Source organism: Pseudomonas sp. BN415, assembly GCF_029871195.1.
Lineage (GTDB): Bacteria > Pseudomonadota > Gammaproteobacteria > Pseudomonadales > Pseudomonadaceae > Metapseudomonas > Metapseudomonas resinovorans.
In genome coordinates this window covers 74,027-90,598 of the sequence record NZ_SSOK01000057.1, presented here as the reverse complement: position 1 = coordinate 90,598, position 16,572 = coordinate 74,027, and the positions used below count along the sequence as shown (strand labels likewise).

Below are 16,572 nucleotides of genomic sequence, written 5' to 3'. Positions count from 1 at the left end.
CAACTTATGAAGGGCCATGTCGCGTCTGGCGCGCCTGTTCCAGCAGCCATTGGCGGAAGATGCTCATGTCCTCGCTCTCTGCCCGGTGCCTGGGGGTGAGCAGGTAATAGGTGTAGGCACCCATGTCCACGGTCTGCGGGAACGGGCGCACCAGGGTGCCTTCGCGCAGCTCCTTTTCCACCAGGAACAACTGGGCGATGGCGATGCCCTGGCCGCCGGAAGCCGCTGCATAGGCCATGGAAGAGCTCTGGTAAGTCATGCCGGCGCGGGCGTCCACGGCGCTGCCCACGCCTGCGGCCTGCAGCCAATGGCTCCAGTCGTCCGGTCGGGCGATGGAGTGCAGCATGGTGTAATCGGCCACGTCCGCCGGCTCGTGCAGGCCTGGTCCGATGTCGAGCAGGCTGGGGCTGCACACGGGGGCCAGCACGTTGTCGCTGAGCACGTAGCAGTTGCAGTTGGGCCAGTCTCCCGAGCCGAGTCGGATCGCTGCGTCCAGGTCATCCTTCTGAAAGTCCACCGTGTCCAGCGAGGCGGTCAGCAGCACCTCGATCTTGGGGTTCTCCTGATGGAAACTGGCCAGTCGCGGAATCAGCCATTGCATGGCGAAGGTGGTGTAGGCGCGCACCTTGATCTGCCGGCGCTTGGCGGGGCGCTTGAGCTTGCGGGTGGCGCTGCGAAGTTCTTCGATGATGCGTGCCACTGCCTTGAAGTACTGCTCGCCGGCCGGGGTGAGGGTGATCTGCCGGTGCCCGCGGAGGAACAGCGGCTGTTCCATGTAGTCCTCAAGGGCGCGGATCTGCCGGGAAACAGCCCCTGGTGTGACGTTCAGCTCATCGGCGGCGAGGGTGATGCTGAGGTGCCGGGCAACGGCTTCGAAAGCCCTTACGGCGTTGAGCGGCGGCAGTCTGTCCATCATCGGTTCTTCTTCTTGGACGCGTGGAATGGCGCGGAATCTTACTCTAGTTATGGTTGAGTAAATCTCAAGCGAAAGCCCTGTTTTAATCGTTTGTCGCGGCCTCTGGCGGGTTCCTAGGATCGGCTCCGGACGTATCACAACAACAAGAGAGAGCCGCTCCATGATCACTCCCAACCGGGCCTGCTGCTTTGGCCCGCACACCCTGTTTGCGCTCTTCGGCCTGACCTGTGGTGCCAGCGGCACCGCCAGTGCCGATTTCATCAATGGCTCCAGGGCCAGCCTGGAAATGCGCAACTTCTACCTCAACCGCGATTTCCGCCAGGACGGCGCTGCACAGAGCAAGGCCGAGGAGTGGGCCCAGGGTTTTCTGCTGCGGTACGAGTCGGGTTTCACCGAGGGGCCAGTCGGCGTCGGCGTCGATGCCCTTGGCCTGCTCGGGGTGAAGCTGGATTCCAGCCCGGATCGCACCGGAACGGGCCTGCTGCAATCCGACCGGGAAAGGCCCAAGCGTGCCCAGGACGATTACGGCGAACTGGGGCTCACGGCCAAGCTGCGAGCCTCCAGCAGCCTGCTGAAGATCGGCACTCTGCAGCCCAAGCTACCTGTTGCCCTGTCAAACGACAGTCGGCTGCTGCCGCAGACCTTTCGCGGTACCTGGCTCAGCAGTGCCGAGGTGAAGGACCTGGCCCTGGACCTGGGACGCTTCGAGCGGGTGAACCTGCGCAACTCTTCGGATAACGAGGCGATGCAGGTGTTCAACGGCGGGGCGCGCAACATCGTCCTGGGCCGCAACAAGACCAGCGATGCGCTTGACTTCGCCGGTGCCAGCTACAAGTGGACGCCAGCCCTCACCACTGCGTACCACTACGGCGGACTGGACGGAATCTACCGCCAGCACTACCTCACCCTGGGCCACAGCCTGGACCTGGGCGATGCCGGCTCCATCAAGTCCGACCTGCGCTGGGCGCGGAGCCTCGACGATGGCGGCAGCAATGTCGATAACCGCGCGCTGGGGGCGATTTTCACTTACAAACGAGGCCCCCACGCCCTCGGGATGGGCTACCAGCATATGGCCGGCGATACCGGTTTCGCCTATGCCAGCGGGGCGGATGGATACCTGGTGAACCTGGTGCAGATCAACGACTTCGGCAATGCGGACGAACGCTCCTGGCAGGCGCGCTACGACTTCGATTTCGCCGCGCTGGGCATTCCCGGCCTGACCGTCATGACGCGCTACCTGTCGGGCGACAATGTGCAAGTCACGGGCAGGGCGGAGGAGGGCAAGGAGTGGGAGCGAGATATCGACATCGCGTATGTGGTGCCGAACGGGCCACTGAAGAATCTCGGCATCAAATGGCGCAATGCTAGCGTGCGCAGCAACTTCGGTCCCGATATCGATGAGAGCCGCTTGATCGTCACCTACACCCTGCCGCTCTGGTAATCCGTATCTGCGCAAAGGAACCGGCCCCAGAAGGGGCCGGTTTTTTGCATTTTGTGTAGGGGGTACCGCGTCTCGCTCAATTCGAGGCCGTAGGATGGGTGGAGCTTGCGATACCCATCGATACGAGGTGATGGGTACCGCCGCGCTCGAGCGGAGCGCCGCCCGCCACATCCTGCATGGGCAGTCCCTGGCGCAGGATCAGAGGCGGATGATCACCGACTTCAGCTGGGTGTAGTGGGAGAGGGCGTCGATGCCTTGCTCGCGACCGTAGCCGCTCTGCTTGAAGCCACCACACGGCGTCTGGACGAATCCGCCGCTGTACTCGTTGACCACGATGCGCCCGGCTTCCAGGCCGGCGGCCACCCGGTGCACGCGGCCGATATCGCGGCTCCAGATGCCGGCTCCCAGGCCGAACTCGCTGTCGTTGGCGATGCGCAGGGCATCGGCTTCGTCCTTGAAGGGGATGACGCAGAGGATGGGACCGAAGATTTCTTCCCGGGCCAGGGTCATGTCATTGGTCACGCCGGTATAGACGGTGGGTTCGATGTACCAGCCTTTACCGAGATGTTCGCCGCTGGCCACCTTGCCGCCGATGGCCGGTTTGAGGCCTTCGCGTTCAGCGATTGCGAAGTAACTCTGGATCTTCTCGAATTGCGCCTGGGTGGTGATGGGGCCGGAGGTGGAGTCGAAGTCCGGGCCGACGCGCAAGGCCGCGACCTCGGCCACCAGCTTCTCGACGAAGCGGTCGTGGACGTTCTCCTGCACCAGCAGACGGGTGCCGGCGCAGCACCACTGGCCGCTGTTCCAGGTGAAGGCCGTGGTGGCGCCCTTGGCGGCGGCGTCGAGGTCGGCGTCATCGAAGACGATATTCGCCGACTTGCCGCCCAGCTCCAGGGTCAGCGGCAGGATGCGCTCGGCAGCGATGCGGCCCAGTTCCTGACCCGCGGTAATGCCACCGGTGAAGGAAATCTTGCGCATCAGCGGATGGCGCGCCATCACCGGGCCGATGACGCTGCCCTTGCCGACGACCACGTTGAACACACCGGCAGGCAGGCCGGCTTCTTCAACGGCGATGCGGGCCAGTTCCACCAACGAGGCGGAGGTGTGCTCGGAAGGTTTGGCAACGACCGTGTTTCCGGTGGCCAGGGCCGGTGCAATGGCGCGGGCGGCCTGATGCAGCGGGGCATTCCATGGCAGGATCGCACCGATCACGCCGAAGGGATCGCGGCGGGTGTAGACGTGGTAGTTGGGGCCCTGGTTGATCACTTCGCCGTCCATCACGTTGACCAGGCCGGCGTAGAACTCGAAGTACTGGGCGGTGAGGTCCATCAGCGTGGCCATCTCGCGGCCGGGTTTGCCGGTCTCGGCGCTTTCCAGCTTGCCCAGGCGGTCTTCGCTGCGACGCACGATACGCGCCAGCTCCACCAGGATGCGGCCACGCTCGGAAGGCCGCATGTCACGCCAGGCCGGCAGGGCGTCCTGGGCGGACTGGATGGCGAGCTCCACTTCCTGCGGGCCGCTGTTGGCGACCTCGCCGAGCTTTTCGCCGGTGCGCGGATCGAACTTGTCGACGTAGCGGCCTTCGACAGGCGCCAGGCTGCGCCCGCCGATGTAGCTCTCAACTTTCAAGAACATGCTTCGAGACTCCTCAATTCAAGGCCCGGATCATGATCGGGTGCCATTCTTGTTCGTCGACCCGGGCGCAGGGGGCAGGTTCGGCCTTCGGCTGTGTGCCTTCAAAGGAATTTTCAGCCATCAAGACTTGAGAAAACCTCAAGCGATAGAGTGCCTGGGACGCACGCATTTCCTGGGCTATCGCTTGATTTAAAGTCAAGTGTACTGGGCGGAAATCTCGCTTCACCGCCCCTGCGTGACACTGCATCTTGCTCGCTAACCAGAAGAGAACGCCTTCGGGCGATCAACAACAAAAAGTGTGCTCACGGGAGCGATGCAATGACTAACGACAATAGTGCGATTGGCGGCCTCATGCCGGATTCCATGTCTGCCACGGGCCAGGCTGATACCGGCCGCAAGCTGAACCGGACCGAGAAAAAGGCCATCGTGGCCGCGACCCTGGGCACCATAGTCGAGTACACCGACTGGGTGATCTACGCCACGTTCTCGTCCATCCTCGCCAAGCAGTTCTTCCCGGCCGGCAACAGCCTTACCGCGCTGCTCTCGGTACTGGCGGTGTTCGCCGTGGGCTTCCTCATGCGCCCCATCGGCGGTGCGGTGCTCGGTGTGTTCGCCGACCGCTATGGCCGCAAGAAGGGCCTGACCCTGTCGATCCTGCTGATGTCGCTGGCCTCGCTGGTGATCGGTATCTGCCCCAACTACGAGAGCATCGGCATCGCCGCCCCCATCATCCTGGTCCTGGCACGCCTGACCCAGGGCTTCTCGGCCGGTGGGGAATTCGGTTCCGCCTCGGCCTTCCTGATCGAATCGGCACCGTCTGATCGGCGTGCCTTCGCCGGCTCCTGGCAGTGGTTCGCGATCAACGCCGGCACGCTGGTGTCCTTCCTGCTCGGCTTCGTGCTGGCCTCGGTGGGTAGCGACACGGCCCTGGAAGACTGGGGCTGGCGTGTGGCGTTCATCATCGCTGCGCTGATGGGCGTGCTCACCCTGTGGATCCGGCTGTCGGTGAAGGAAACCGAGGTGTTCAAGTCCCGCGTGGCCAAGAAGGCGGTCGAGAAGCGCCCGATCCGCGACATCTTCACCACACACCGCAAAGACGTGTTGCGGGTCATCGGCGTCGCCATGGCGGGCAACCTGCTGAACTACGTGTGGATGGTGAGCTACCCGTCCCAGGTTCACCTGGTGACCGGCATGTCGATCCGCGAGACTTTGCTGGCCGGGGCCATCGCCGTGAGCGTGTCGCTGCTGCTGATGCCGCTGGTCGGCATGCTGGCCGATCGCATTGGCCGCCGCCCGGTGCTGATCGCCTTTGCCGCCGCGTCCATCCTCTGGGCCTGGCCAAGCTTCGGGCTGCTTTACCAGGGCATCAGCCTGGCCGAGGTGGTGCTGCTACAAACCGTCTCCATGGTTATCCTCACCGGCTTCGGCGCTGCCTCGGCCGTAACCATGGCCGAGCAGTTCCCGGCCGAGGTGCGGGTCACGGGCATCGCCTTGCCCTATGCGCTGTCGGTCACCCTGTTCGGCGGGACTTCGCCCTACATCATGACGGCAGCAGCGGGCGCGGGTTATGGCCATCTGTTCTGGGTCTACGTCGCTGCGGTGAGCCTGGTGAGCCTGGTGGTCTACATCCGCATGCCGGAGATGAAGGGGCAGCCGCTGCGCTGATCGCGCTGGCGGACAGAGAAAGCCGGGCCCGACGGGCTCGGCCTCAAGCCGGATTGTCTGTAGGAGCCCGGATGAGATCCGCGATGCCCCCTTATCGGGGCCATAGGCTAGTCCACGTCCTACGAACGTGGGAAACCGAATACGCCTTACGCCTTCTGCGGCACCCCCTGCCACTTCGCGCGCAGCACCAGCGCAATGCCGCCCAGCACTGCCAGCGAAACCAGCGCCAGGCGCAGGCTGATGGTTTCGCCCAGCAGCAACGCGCCGCCAAGGGCCGCGAGGACGGGGACGCTGAGTTGCACGCTGGCGGCCTGCAGGGCGCCGAGGCCGGGCAGGGCGCTGTACCAGATGGCGTAGCCGATGCCAGAGGTCAATGCACCGGAGAGCAGGGCGTAGACAAGGCCTGGCAGGTCCAGGGTCAGTTGGCCGATGAAGGGCAGCAGGAGCAGGGCGGCGAATGGCAGGGCGCGGATGAAGTTGCCGGCGGTGGCCGCCAGCGGCAGGCCGGCCTGGCGGCCCAGCAGGGTATAGACGCCCCAGGCCAGGCCCGCGAGCAGCATCAGCAGCCCGCCCACCAGGGGCGGTGCTGTGGCGCCGGGTAGCAGCAGCACCACCAGGCCGCCCGTGGCCAGGGTGAAACCCAGGGCCTGTCGAGGGTTCAGGCGCTCGCCGCGCAGCAGGCCGAAAACCACCATGCAGAGCTGCACCGCACCGAACAGCAGCAGCGCGCCGGCCCCGGCATCCAGCTGCAGGTAGGCATAGGAGAACGCGGCGGCGTAGACGAACAGCGCCAGCGCGGCACGCCAATTGCCGGCGCTGGCCAGGGGCGTGTGACGCAGTCGCAGCAACAGCCAGAGCATCAGCGCGCCGGAGGCGATGCGGATGGCCGTGAAGCTCACCGCGTCGATGGCGGTTTCCTTCAGGGCGAGTCGGCAGAGCAGGGAGTTGCCGGCAAAGGCCAGCATGGCCAGTGCGGTGAGCAACAGCGTACGGGCGGCAGGCATGGCTGTCCTTAGGGGGATACCCGTTGGTTCAACGGCGCAGATAGGCGGTGAAGTCGATATCGCTGGCTGAGAGGATGGCCTGTACACGGTTGTGTACGTTGAGCTTGCGCAGGATGGCCGAGACGTGGGCCTTCACCGTGGTTTCGGCGATGTCCAGGTTATAGGCGATCTGCTTGTTCGACTCGCCCTTGGTCATGCGTTCCAGTACCAGGAGTTGCTTGCGGGTCAGCGCCTGCAGCAGTTCCGGTGGAATGCCGGCATCTTCATGGTGGCGGCGAGGCGAGGTCTTCTGGGTACGGATGATGTCGGACGGCAGGTAGACATTGCCGTTGAGAATCTGCTCGATGGCGTCGGTCATTTGCGCGCGGGGCGAGGATTTGGTGATGAAGCCCACCGCGCCGTAGGTGATGGCCTGCAACACCACCTGCTTGTCCTGCTCGGCGGAGACGATGACCACCGGCACGGTGGGGGCTTCGTTGCGCAGGTTGATCAGCCCGTTCAGCCCATGCATGCCGGGCATGTTCAGGTCGAGGAGGATCAGGTCCAGGTCGTCGTGCTCCTGGGTCAGGGCCAGGGCGCTGTCCAGGTCAGCGGTCTCCATCACTTCGCTTTCCGGAAATCCATCGCTGATGACGTTGTGGATGGCTTCGCGGAAGAGCGGGTGGTCATCGGCAATCAGAATCTTGTACACGGCCTTTCACCTCGTTGTTTTCATTATGGTGCGGCAGGCCCGGGCGTGCCCGGTCAGGGGAAGGGCACGGGACGGGCGGGCTTCATCGCGGACGCTCTGTACTTTTATAGGCAGCTATTACAGACCAGTGCCGCTGCTTTTGGAATTCGACGTTGAGAGGGGGAAAGCAGTACCAAAGTAGTAGATGGCACTATTCCGGTGCAGTGCCGGCATGGGCGCAGAGAACCTGGAAGTCGGGCGTGGACAGGCAGGCTCTGGCCGAACGCAGCACGCCACTGTGCACATCGAAGGACAGCTGGAAAGTAGCCAGCACCGGCAGGGTGGTCGTGGAACCACTGGCTGCTCATGGTCGTATGGTAATGGCTCGCCTGAAGTGCGTTTACCCCGCCTTGCGAAGGGCCGCATGCTGGGGGTTGAAGCTCAGAAGCGCAGCCAGGGCGAAGAGAAGTGTCAGCCCCAGGCACACGCCGATCGCCAACCCGTTGAGGCGCTCGTACAACGCGAAACGCACCATCTCCACGGCGTGGCTGAAAGGGTTCAACGCGCAGAGCCAATACAGCCACTCGCTGGCCTCGCGCATCTTCCACAACGGGTAGAGCGCCGAGGACAGGAAGAACAGTGGGAAGATCACGAAGTTCATGACCCCGGCGAAGTTCTCCAATTGGCGGATGCCGTTGGACAGCAGTAGCCCAAGGGCACTGAGCAGCAGGGCTGCCAGCAGCAATGCCGGGAGCGCCGTCAGCAGGCCAAAGACCGGCGGCTGTACGCCGTAGAGCCAGGCGATGGCAAGGAACGCATAGACCTGCAGCAACGACACCAGCGATGTGGCCAGCAAGCGGGACGCCAGGAGAAAGGGGCGGGGCAGGGGGCTTGTGAGCAGCAGGCGCATGCTGCCCATCTCGCGGTCGTAGACCATGGATAACGAGCCTTGCATGCCGTTGAACAGCAGGATCATGCAGGCCAGGCCCGGGACTATGTAAGTGTCGTAGGTGATGTAAGTGTCGTAAGGCTCGATGATGGCAATCCCGAGCGCCGCGCGGAAACCCGCAGCGAACACCAGCAGCCAGAGCAGCGGACGCACCAGGGCGCTGAGAAAGCGTGTGCGTTGCAGCACGAAACGCAGCCATTCGCGCAGCAGTATGCCGCGCAGGCATTGCCAGTAGGCGGCGAGCATATCGAGGCCTCCGGGGCTTTTTGTGGGGGCGATTTCAATCGCAAAGCGGGCCGAAGGGCCGTCATTGGGAGCCGATGGGGACGGCTGCGCCGTCCTTTCGCGAATGAATTCGTCCCCACAACTTGGGTCGCGTCCTTGCTGGGTCATGCCGTTAACCGCTCGAACGCCGCCGCCACACCGCCTTCGCCGAGGCTCGCGGCCTCGCCGTCGGCCACCAGCCGGCCCTTCTGCAGCACCAGCAGGTGATCGGTGGGTTGCAACTCGTCCAGCAGGTGGGTGGTCCAGAGCACCGTCACGCCTTGCTCGCGGCACAGCTGGCGTACATGCCGGTTCAGCCCGTCGCGGCTGGCGGGGTCCAGGCCGGCGCTGGCTTCATCCAGCAAGAGCAGACGCGGCTCGTGGAGCAGGGCGCGAGCGATTTCCACCCGTCGGCGGTGGCCTCCGTTGAGCAAACGCACCTTGTCTTTCCGGCGTGGGCCCAATTGCTGGCGCTCCAGCTCGCGCTCGATGCGCGCATTGGCCAGCCTGCCGGGCAGGCCATGAAGGGCGGCGTGGTAGCGCAGGTTCTGCTCGATGCTGAGGTCCAGGTCCAGGGTGCTCTGCTGGAACACCACACCCAGTTTCGCCAGGGCCTTGCGTGGTTCTCGGCGCAGGGAATGGCCGCAGACGCTGACCTCGCCCTGTTGCAGGTCGTACAGGCGGGTGAGCAGGGCGATCAGGGTTGACTTGCCGGCACCGTTGGGGCCAAGCAACGCTGTGAAGCTGCCTGCGTCGAGCTCGAACGCTACCTGCTCAAGGGCGCGCCGAGGGCCGTAAGAGAACCCTACTCCGGCCAGTTCCAGGGCGCTCATGGGGTCACCACCACGCCCCAGGGGTAACGGCCGACCTTGATCGATTTGGCCACCTTGAGGCTGTCGATATCGATCACCGAAACGTCGCCGCTGATGCCGTTGGTGGCCAGCAAGCGCTTCTCATCGGGAGTAAACGCCAGGTGCCACACGCGCCTTCCCACCAGCAGGTAATCGAGTACCTCATAGGTCTTCGCGTCCAGCACCGCCACATGGTTGGCCGGGCCCAGGGCGACGAAGGCGTACTTGCCGTCGCGCGTCAGCTTGACCCCGACTGGCTGCACCTTGTCGGCATGCACGCCCTTTACCTGGAACTTCAGCACCTTCTGCACCTGACGGCTGGGCACGTCGACGACCGTGACCGTGCCGCCGATCTCGGCCGAGGCCCAGAGCAGCTTGCCATCCGGGCTGAACTCCACATGGCGCGGGCGCTGGTCCACCAGTGTGTTGTCCACCAGTTGCTGGGTGGTGGTGTCGATCCAGTGCAACATGTTGGTGGTTTCGCTGGTGTTCACCGCCCAGTTGCCGTCGGGGCTCACGGCCATACCCTCGGGCTCCACGCCGACCTCGATCTGCGCCAACACCTGCTCGCTCCGAGTGTCCACCACTGTCACCAGGGCGTCGTCCTCATTGGAGATGTACAGCCAGCGGTCATTGGGGTGCAGAGCGAACTGCTCGGGGTCGGCGCCGGAGGGCAGTTCCTTGACGATCTTGCGAGTGGCCAGGTCCATGACCTGCACCGTGTCCGAATCGCTGGCGCAGATGTAGAGCAGCTTGTTGTCGCTGGACAGTGCGAGGCCGCGTGGGCGTTCGCCGACATCCAGGCGGGCGGTGACCTCCAGGCTGTCCAGATCGATAACGCTGACGTTGTTGTCTTTCTCATTGGATACATAGGCAGTGGCGGCCAGGGCCTGGCCTGCGAGCAGCAACAGGGCGGAGCCGATGGCAGTGGCAAGGGGGGCGGGCATGGCGGTTGTCCTTCTTGTTGTTGTCAGTCGGCTGTGGCGAACCGGCGGCACGTGCTTTCGGGGCGGTCGAAGCCGAGGCTGTCCAGTTCGCTGACCGGGTGCAGAAAACCGTCCTGGGGCGAAGTGCTCACCAGGGCGCGGGGGTGGACGAGGGGAATGGGTTGGCGCAACTGGCCATCCCAGTCTCGGTAGCTCAGCTTGCGTCCCTTGAAACCGTCGAGGGGCAGGTCGGAGGACAGGGCGAGGGTGCGGATCGCCCCGGCATCGGCACTTTTCAGGCGGGTCACGGCGCTGGCAATGCTGCGCACGGCAATCCAGGCGGCGAAATCACGGTCGTTCATCCCGCGTCCTGCCAGTGCCTCGAAGCGCTTCTGCAACTGGGCGGCACCGTAGGTTTCCACTGTCTTGTGCCAGCCCGTCGGGGTCAGACCCTGGGTTCCGGCCACCGGGCGCGGGTACCAGGTGTTGTAGGGGAGGTATTCACCGAAATCACCGCGCTCGTCGGCCACCAGTACCACGTCGTACTCGCTGGTTTGGGTGAACAGCGGCATTTCCGCCTGGGCGCTGCGGCGCTGGTCGTTATCGAAGGCCCAGGGTTTCTCGTCGACGATCTTTGCACCAAAACGCCCGGCTGCGCGGCGCAGGGAGCTTGCGTAGGCCAGGTCGTCCGAAGTCTGGCCGATCACCAGCAGCCAGCGCTGCCAGCGGCGCACGGCGAGGAACTGTGCCAGGGCATCGGCCAGCATCGCGCGATTGGGCAGGCTGTGCAGCAGGTTGGCGCGGCACTGCTCGCCGCGCAGGTCGTCCGCAGGGCTGCCGGCGTTCAACAGCAGGCTGTCGGGGAGGGCGTCTGCCAGTTGCAGCACCTGCCCGGCCGGAGCATTGACCACGAACAGCCGCAGTCCCTGTTCATGCAGTGCCCGAGCCCTGGACAGCAGCGCCTCGGGCGTCGGGCTGGGGTTCGCGTCCAGTTGATAGTGGTGCTTGAGGAAGCGTCCGGTGCTGTTGCTGTCGGTGATGGCCAGTTCGGCGCCGCGCAGGCCCGCATCTTCCGGCTCGGGAATCACGTTGGATAACAGCGGGCCGCGCGTGGGCTCCCAGGCCAGGTAACCGATGCGCACCTCCAGGCCTTCATCGGCGCGGATCTCGGTGGCAAGCAGGGCGGCGCTGGACAGGGCCAGCAGATAGGCCAGGCCATGGAGCAGGTAGTGGCGCATTGCAGGGCTCCTTCGAACGTGGAGCCAGCATAGGAAGCGGGAGACGCGCGGAAAATATGCAGAAAGTACCGGTCGGGCGGTACCAAGGTAGTAGAAACCCATCCGTCGATCAGCCCTAGCATGGCAGCACAATAATCAGAGGGAGTTCGCGCCATGCGCATCCTCAAGCATCTGCTGTTGCCTGCGTTGTTGATCCTCAGCCTGCTCGGTTTCGATCGGGCCAGGCCTGCCGACGACCACCAACCGACGGGTGTGCCTGAACAGCGCATTCCCTGGCTGCAGGAGTGAGGCCGGCCATGTCCGCGCTATGGCGCATCAACCTGCTGGTGACCCTGTTCTTCGTGCTGGTGGGGACGGCCAGTCTGGCCCTGCTGCTTCGCCAGGCCGGGCAGGACGTGCGCCGTGAACTGGTGGCCGCCGAGGCGGTGGTCGAGTACCTGCGTGAAGCGGCCCTGCGTGATCCTTCTGCGCTGCAACCTCACCTCACCAGCAACTTGCGCCATGTAAAGGTTAACCGCCCCGACCAGCCCACTGCCGAGCCGACGCCAGGTCCGCTTCAGCGCTGGCTGGCGGACTGGCTCTATCCCATGGCGGAGACCGACGGCCAGACCTTGCGGCTGGCCGATGGCAGTCGCGTACGAATCAGCGTCGACCCGCGCGACGAAGTGGACGAGATTCGCGACTCCCTGAAACAACTGCTGGCTCTGTTCGGCATCGCCCTGGGCCTCAGCCTGCTGGCCATCCGCTGGGCGGTACGGTGTGGCTTGCGGGTGCTGGATGAATTGCTTGGCGCCTTGCAGCAAGTGTCTCGTGGTGATTTGCAGGCGCGCCTGCCGCTGCACTCCACGGCCGAGTCCCGGCATCTGGCCGGCCACTTCAACCAGATGGCGTCCTCCCTGGGACGGGTCAAGGCGGAGAACGCCGAACTTACCCGGGCACTGCTGGCGTTGCAGGAGCGTGAGCGACGGCAACTGGCCCAGGCGCTGCACGACGACCTCGGTCAGTACCTCGCCGGGATTCGAGCCCAGCTCTTCCTGCTGCGCAGCGTGACCGGTCAACTGCCAGTGGTGAATCGAACTGCCCTGGCCCTGGAGAGCAACTGCCAGCACCTGCAGGACGGTTTCCGCGCGCTGGTCCGAGATCTTTACCCGGTGATGCTGGAACGCCTGGAACTGGCCGAAGCCATTCGCCTGCTCGGCCAACAGTGGCAGCAGACCCATGGCATCGCCTGTCACATGCAGTTGGCTGAGGACCTGCCGCCGATTTCCGGCGAAGCCAAGGCCCATCTCTATCGACTGCTGCAGGAAGCGCTTACGAATGTGGTGCGCCATGCCGAGGCGAGCGAGGTGCGGGTGCGCCTGCGCGCCGGCGGGCGAAGGTTGCGCCTGGTGGTGCGGGATGACGGACGCGGCGCCGAGCGCCTCGATGGTGGTGGCATCGGCCTGCGTTCCATGCGCGAACGTGCCCGCTGCCTGGGAGGTGAGCTCAGATTGCTGACGCGTCCCGGCGCTGGCCTGGTGCTCAGCCTCAGCCTGCCCGTGGAGGGGCTTGGATCATGAAAATCCTGCTGGTGGACGACCATGCCGTGGTGCGCCAGGGCTATGCGGCCTTGCTTTGCGCGTTGCTGCCGGAGGTGCAGGTCAGCGAGGCGGGCAGCGGCGAGGACGCCCTGCAGAAGGTGCAGGAGGAGATTCCCAACCTGGTCATCGTCGACGTGGGGCTGCCCGGCATCAGCGGCCTGGAGGTCACTCGCCGGTTGCGCCAGCGCTTGCCGCAGTTGCGCGTGCTGTTCTTCAGCATGCACGACGAACTGCCCCTCGTGCGCCAGGCCCTGGACGCCGGCGCTGCCGGTTACATCACCAAGAGCTCGCCGCCAGAAGTGTTGCTGGAAGCGGTACGGCGCATCCTTGCCGGCCATCCCTATATCGAACAGCCGCTGGCTACCCAGCTGGCGTGCCATCAGACCGATGACCCGCGCTTGCGCGGCATCACCCAGCGCGAGTTCGAGATATTCGTCATGCTCGCCCGTGGCCTGCCTTCTCGCGAAATCGCCGAGCGCCTGTGCATCAGCGGCAAGACTGTGTCGAACTACCTGACTCTGCTGAAGAGCAAGCTGCAGGTGGAATCCCATGCAGAGCTGGTGCACCTGGCGATCGATACCGGTGTTTTGCGGGTAGGGCCGTAGGAGAGGGGCCGCTTCGCAGCCCTTGGTGAATGAATTGGCTCTGTCTGCATTACGTGTTGCAAGAAACTGTATTGCCTGTAGGAGCTGGCTCTTGGACCGATGGTAAATCTCGTGCAACAGCTAACGCAGACATAGCGATTGAAATCGCCCCACAGAAAACCTACACACCTTCAGTGCTGGGCTGGGGCGCTCAATCCCACCCGCTCGGGCAACCCGTGCAGCCTTCCATATTGGTCTCCTGAAAGGTCGCATAGTGCTTGCGGGTGCCAGTAAGGTCGGCGTTTTCCAGGTTTGCCTGACCGATCTTGGCTTCCTGCAGGTTGGCGTCGCGCAGGTCGGCGTCCATGAGGTCGACCTTGCTCAGCCAGGCCATTTCCAGGTCGGCGGCCTGGAGCTTCACCCGGTGCATTTTCGCGCCGGAAAGGCGGGCGAATTCCAGGTAGGCCGCGGAGAGGTCCGCGCCCTGGAACTGCGCGGCCTGGGCGAACATTCCCCAACCTTGCACGGCCACCATGCGGCTGTTGCTGAGGTCCGCCAGGCGCAGGTTGGTCTGTTGCAGGCTTGCCCGGGTCAGGTTGGCGCCGACCAAGCGGGCCTTTTCGAGGTTGGCCAGGTCAAGGCGGGCATGACGCAGGTCGGCGCCTTCGAGGTTGGCGCCGGCGAGGTCCATCTTGCCCAGGTCTTGGTTGGCCAGTTGCGCGCCCCGCAGGTCGGCGCCGGGGCAGCGGCTTTCCGGGGCGATGCGGCAACCGTTGATCACCAGGTCGGCGTCGTCGGCCAGGGCCAGGCTGCCAGCTACGAGCAGGGCGAGCGGCAGATAGAGGTGCAGGTTGTTCATGGCAGGTTTCCGAAGGGAGGCTTGAAAGGAAGCCGGGGCGCTAGGCCCCGGTCCGTCAGTCAACGCTGCGCTGTCTTGTCCCAGCTCGGCAGCTTGAATACCCAGAAGGAACCACCCTGGGCCACCGGCTTGGTCAGCTCGGCCATGTCGCCGCCCCAGAGGGGCACCGCGCCGCCGTAGCCCACGGTCACACCGATGTACTGCTCGCCGTCCTGCTCCCAGGTGATGGGCGGGGAGACGATGCCGCTGCCGGTCTGGAACTTCCACAGTTCCTTGCCGTTCGTGGCGTCGAAGGCCTTGAGGAAGCCGTCGCCGGTGCCGGTGAACACCAGGTTGCCCTTGGTGGCCAGCACGCCAGCCCAGAGCGGCAGACGCTCCTTGTGTTCCCAGGCCACTTTGCCGGTGGTGGGATTCATCGCCCGCAGGATGCCGACGTGGTCGTCATACATGCGCTTGATACGGAATCCCTGGCCGAGGTAGGCCGAGCCCTTCTTGTAGGCCACTTCTTCGGTCCAGTAGTCCTCTTTCCAGTGGTTGGCCGGTACGTAGAACAGGCCGGTGTCCTGGCTGTAGGCCATGGGGTTCCAGTTCTTGCCGCCGAGGAAGGGCGGGGAGACTTCAACCGTCTTGCCGTGCTTCTGGCCAGGCTCCGGCAGCGGCGGGCGCTGGCCCGGATTTTCCACCGGGCGGCCGGTCTTCAAGTCGATATGGCTGGCCCAGGTGATGTTGTCGACGAAGGGGAAGGCGTTCTGCAGCTTGCCGTTGTTGCGATCCACCACGTAGAAGAAGCCATTGCGGTCGGCGTGGGCGGTGGCTTTTACGGTCTTGCCGTTCTTGTCCTTGTAGTCGAAGAGCACCAGTTCGTTGTTGCCGGAGAAGTCCCAGGCGTCGTTAGGCGTGTGCTGGTAGAACCACTTCACCTCGCCGGTGCTCGGGTCTACGCCGACCTGGCCGGAGGTGTAGAGGCTGTCGAAGTCCTTGGGATCGCCACCATCGGCGGTACGTGCCCAGCCGTTCCAGGGCGCCGGGTTGCCGGCACCCACAACGATGGTGTTGGTTTCGGGATCGAAGCTGGCGCTCTGCCAAGGCGCGCCGCCCCCGTGGCTCCAGGCCTCTTTCTTGCCGGTGGGGGAGTTCTTGTCGTCCGGCCAGGAAGGCGCCTTGATGTCGCCAGTGGGCGTACTGTCCTTGCCGTTCAGGCGACCCATGTGTCCCTCGACGAAGGGGCGCATCCACACCTCTTCGCCGGTGTCCGGATCGCGGGCGAAGAGCTGGCCCACCACGCCGAATTCGTCACCCGAGCTGCCGTGCACCAGCAGGACCTTGCCACTCTTCTGGTCTTTCACGATGGTCGGTGCACCGGTCATGGTGTAGCCGGCACCGTGTTCGCCGAACTTCTTGTTCCAGACCACCTTGCCGGTCTTCTTGTTCAGGGCGACCACGCGTGCATCCAGGGTGCCGAAGAATATCTTGTCGCCATAGATGGCCGCACCACGGTTGACCACGTCGCAGCAGGGGCGAATGTCGTCCGGCAGGCGGTGGTTGTAGGTCCACAGGCGGTGGCCGGTCTTGGCGTCGAGGGCGAAGACGCGGGAATAGGAAGCGGTGACGTAGATCACCCCGTCGCTGATGATCGCCTGGGACTCCTGGCCGCGTTGCTTCTCGTCGCCGAAAGAGAACGACCAGGCCGGCGACAGCTTGAACACGTTGTCGGCGTTGACCTTGTCCAGCGGGCTCCAGCGCTGGGCATGGGTGCCCAGGCCGTACTGCAGCACGTCACCGGTCGTTTTGTGGTCGTTGGCAATGTCCTCCCAGGTCACGTTCTGGGCGATGGCGCCGCCGGCGGCGGCCAGGCCGCCGACGAGAAGCAGGCAACGGATGGCCGTGGAAAGCGGGCTGGCAGGGGAGGGTAGCGATCTTGTTGTCATCTTTGCGATTCCCATAGTCGATGGATACGGGGCCAGCTGCTGGCCCGGCGTTTCGAATGGTG

16 protein-coding genes are annotated in these 16,572 nt (G+C 64.6%); 5 read left to right on the top strand and 11 right to left on the bottom strand.

Annotated features, from left to right (window positions below; translation table 11 throughout):
- Positions 1 to 4: 4 nt before the first annotated feature.
- Complete coding sequence (gcvA, locus tag E8F20_RS16330) at positions 5 to 916, bottom strand: transcriptional regulator GcvA (protein ID WP_280284649.1); 912 nt, start codon at positions 914 to 916, stop codon at positions 5 to 7.
- 160 nt (positions 917 to 1,076) lie between these two features.
- On the opposite strand from gcvA, the gene E8F20_RS16325 reads away from it, so the two are divergent.
- A complete protein-coding gene (locus E8F20_RS16325) occupies positions 1,077 to 2,357 on the top strand; it encodes an OprD family porin (RefSeq protein ID WP_280284648.1) in 1,281 nt (426 codons plus the stop codon).
- Between the two features lie 198 nt (positions 2,358 to 2,555).
- On the opposite strand, the gene E8F20_RS16320 is transcribed toward E8F20_RS16325, so the two are convergent.
- Positions 2,556 to 3,992 (bottom strand): aldehyde dehydrogenase family protein, encoded by a 1,437-nt coding sequence (locus E8F20_RS16320; RefSeq protein WP_280284647.1) that lies wholly within the window; start codon positions 3,990 to 3,992, stop codon positions 2,556 to 2,558.
- A 318-nt stretch (positions 3,993 to 4,310) separates the two neighbouring features.
- Here E8F20_RS16320 and E8F20_RS16315 point away from each other — a divergent pair, with 318 nt between their 5' ends.
- Positions 4,311 to 5,657, top strand: coding sequence for an MFS transporter (locus E8F20_RS16315; protein WP_280284646.1), 1,347 nt, complete (start codon positions 4,311 to 4,313; stop codon positions 5,655 to 5,657).
- 146 nt (positions 5,658 to 5,803) lie between these two features.
- Here the strand turns inward: E8F20_RS16315 and E8F20_RS16310 are convergent, their stop codons facing one another.
- The 7 genes from E8F20_RS16310 to E8F20_RS16280 all read right to left on the bottom strand — a co-directional run bounded on the left by E8F20_RS16310 (position 5,804) and on the right by E8F20_RS16280 (position 11,559).
- Positions 5,804 to 6,661, bottom strand: coding sequence for a DMT family transporter (locus tag E8F20_RS16310; protein ID WP_280284645.1), 858 nt, complete (start codon positions 6,659 to 6,661; stop codon positions 5,804 to 5,806).
- Between the two features lie 28 nt (positions 6,662 to 6,689).
- Positions 6,690 to 7,352, bottom strand: a complete 663-nt coding sequence (locus tag E8F20_RS16305) for a response regulator transcription factor (RefSeq protein ID WP_028627975.1) — start codon at positions 7,350 to 7,352, stop codon at positions 6,690 to 6,692.
- Between the two features lie 190 nt (positions 7,353 to 7,542).
- Positions 7,543 to 7,665, bottom strand: a complete 123-nt coding sequence (locus tag E8F20_RS16300) for a hypothetical protein (RefSeq protein WP_280284644.1) — start codon at positions 7,663 to 7,665, stop codon at positions 7,543 to 7,545.
- 66 nt (positions 7,666 to 7,731) lie between these two features.
- Positions 7,732 to 8,526, bottom strand: coding sequence for an ABC transporter permease (locus E8F20_RS16295; protein WP_280284643.1), 795 nt, complete (start codon positions 8,524 to 8,526; stop codon positions 7,732 to 7,734).
- A 143-nt stretch (positions 8,527 to 8,669) separates the two neighbouring features.
- Positions 8,670 to 9,377 carry an ABC transporter ATP-binding protein gene (locus E8F20_RS16290; RefSeq protein WP_280284642.1) on the bottom strand — a complete coding sequence of 236 codons (708 nt, stop codon included), beginning with the start codon at positions 9,375 to 9,377 and terminating at the stop codon, positions 8,670 to 8,672.
- A complete protein-coding gene (locus E8F20_RS16285) occupies positions 9,374 to 10,342 on the bottom strand; it encodes a YVTN family beta-propeller repeat protein (RefSeq protein WP_280284641.1) in 969 nt (322 codons plus the stop codon). The genes E8F20_RS16290 and E8F20_RS16285 overlap by 4 nt, the downstream gene beginning before the upstream one ends.
- Before the next feature lie 23 nt (positions 10,343 to 10,365).
- On the bottom strand, positions 10,366 to 11,559 hold the full coding sequence (locus tag E8F20_RS16280) for an ABC transporter substrate-binding protein (protein WP_280284640.1): 1,194 nt from the start codon (positions 11,557 to 11,559) through the stop codon (positions 10,366 to 10,368).
- 153 nt (positions 11,560 to 11,712) lie between these two features.
- Between E8F20_RS16280 and E8F20_RS16275 the strand changes: the two genes are divergently transcribed.
- From E8F20_RS16275 to E8F20_RS16265, 3 genes are read left to right on the top strand one after another with little or no spacing between them, the layout of a single operon-like run.
- Positions 11,713 to 11,847: a hypothetical protein gene (locus E8F20_RS16275; RefSeq protein ID WP_280284639.1), complete on the top strand. Its 135-nt coding sequence runs from the start codon at positions 11,713 to 11,715 to the stop codon at positions 11,845 to 11,847.
- Between the two features lie 8 nt (positions 11,848 to 11,855).
- Positions 11,856 to 13,118: an ATP-binding protein gene (locus tag E8F20_RS16270; RefSeq protein ID WP_280284638.1), complete on the top strand. Its 1,263-nt coding sequence runs from the start codon at positions 11,856 to 11,858 to the stop codon at positions 13,116 to 13,118.
- Complete coding sequence (locus E8F20_RS16265; protein WP_280284637.1) at positions 13,115 to 13,744, top strand: response regulator transcription factor; 630 nt, start codon at positions 13,115 to 13,117, stop codon at positions 13,742 to 13,744. Before E8F20_RS16270 ends, E8F20_RS16265 begins: the two co-directional genes overlap by 4 nt.
- A 190-nt stretch (positions 13,745 to 13,934) precedes the next feature.
- On the opposite strand, the gene E8F20_RS16260 is transcribed toward E8F20_RS16265, so the two are convergent.
- Together E8F20_RS16260 and exaA are read right to left on the bottom strand one after the other, a co-directional pair.
- Positions 13,935 to 14,582, bottom strand: coding sequence for a pentapeptide repeat-containing protein (locus E8F20_RS16260; protein WP_280284636.1), 648 nt, complete (start codon positions 14,580 to 14,582; stop codon positions 13,935 to 13,937).
- 59 nt (positions 14,583 to 14,641) lie between these two features.
- Positions 14,642 to 16,510 (bottom strand): quinoprotein ethanol dehydrogenase, encoded by a 1,869-nt coding sequence (gene exaA, locus E8F20_RS16255; protein ID WP_280284635.1) that lies wholly within the window; start codon positions 16,508 to 16,510, stop codon positions 14,642 to 14,644.
- Positions 16,511 to 16,572 lie beyond the last annotated feature (62 nt).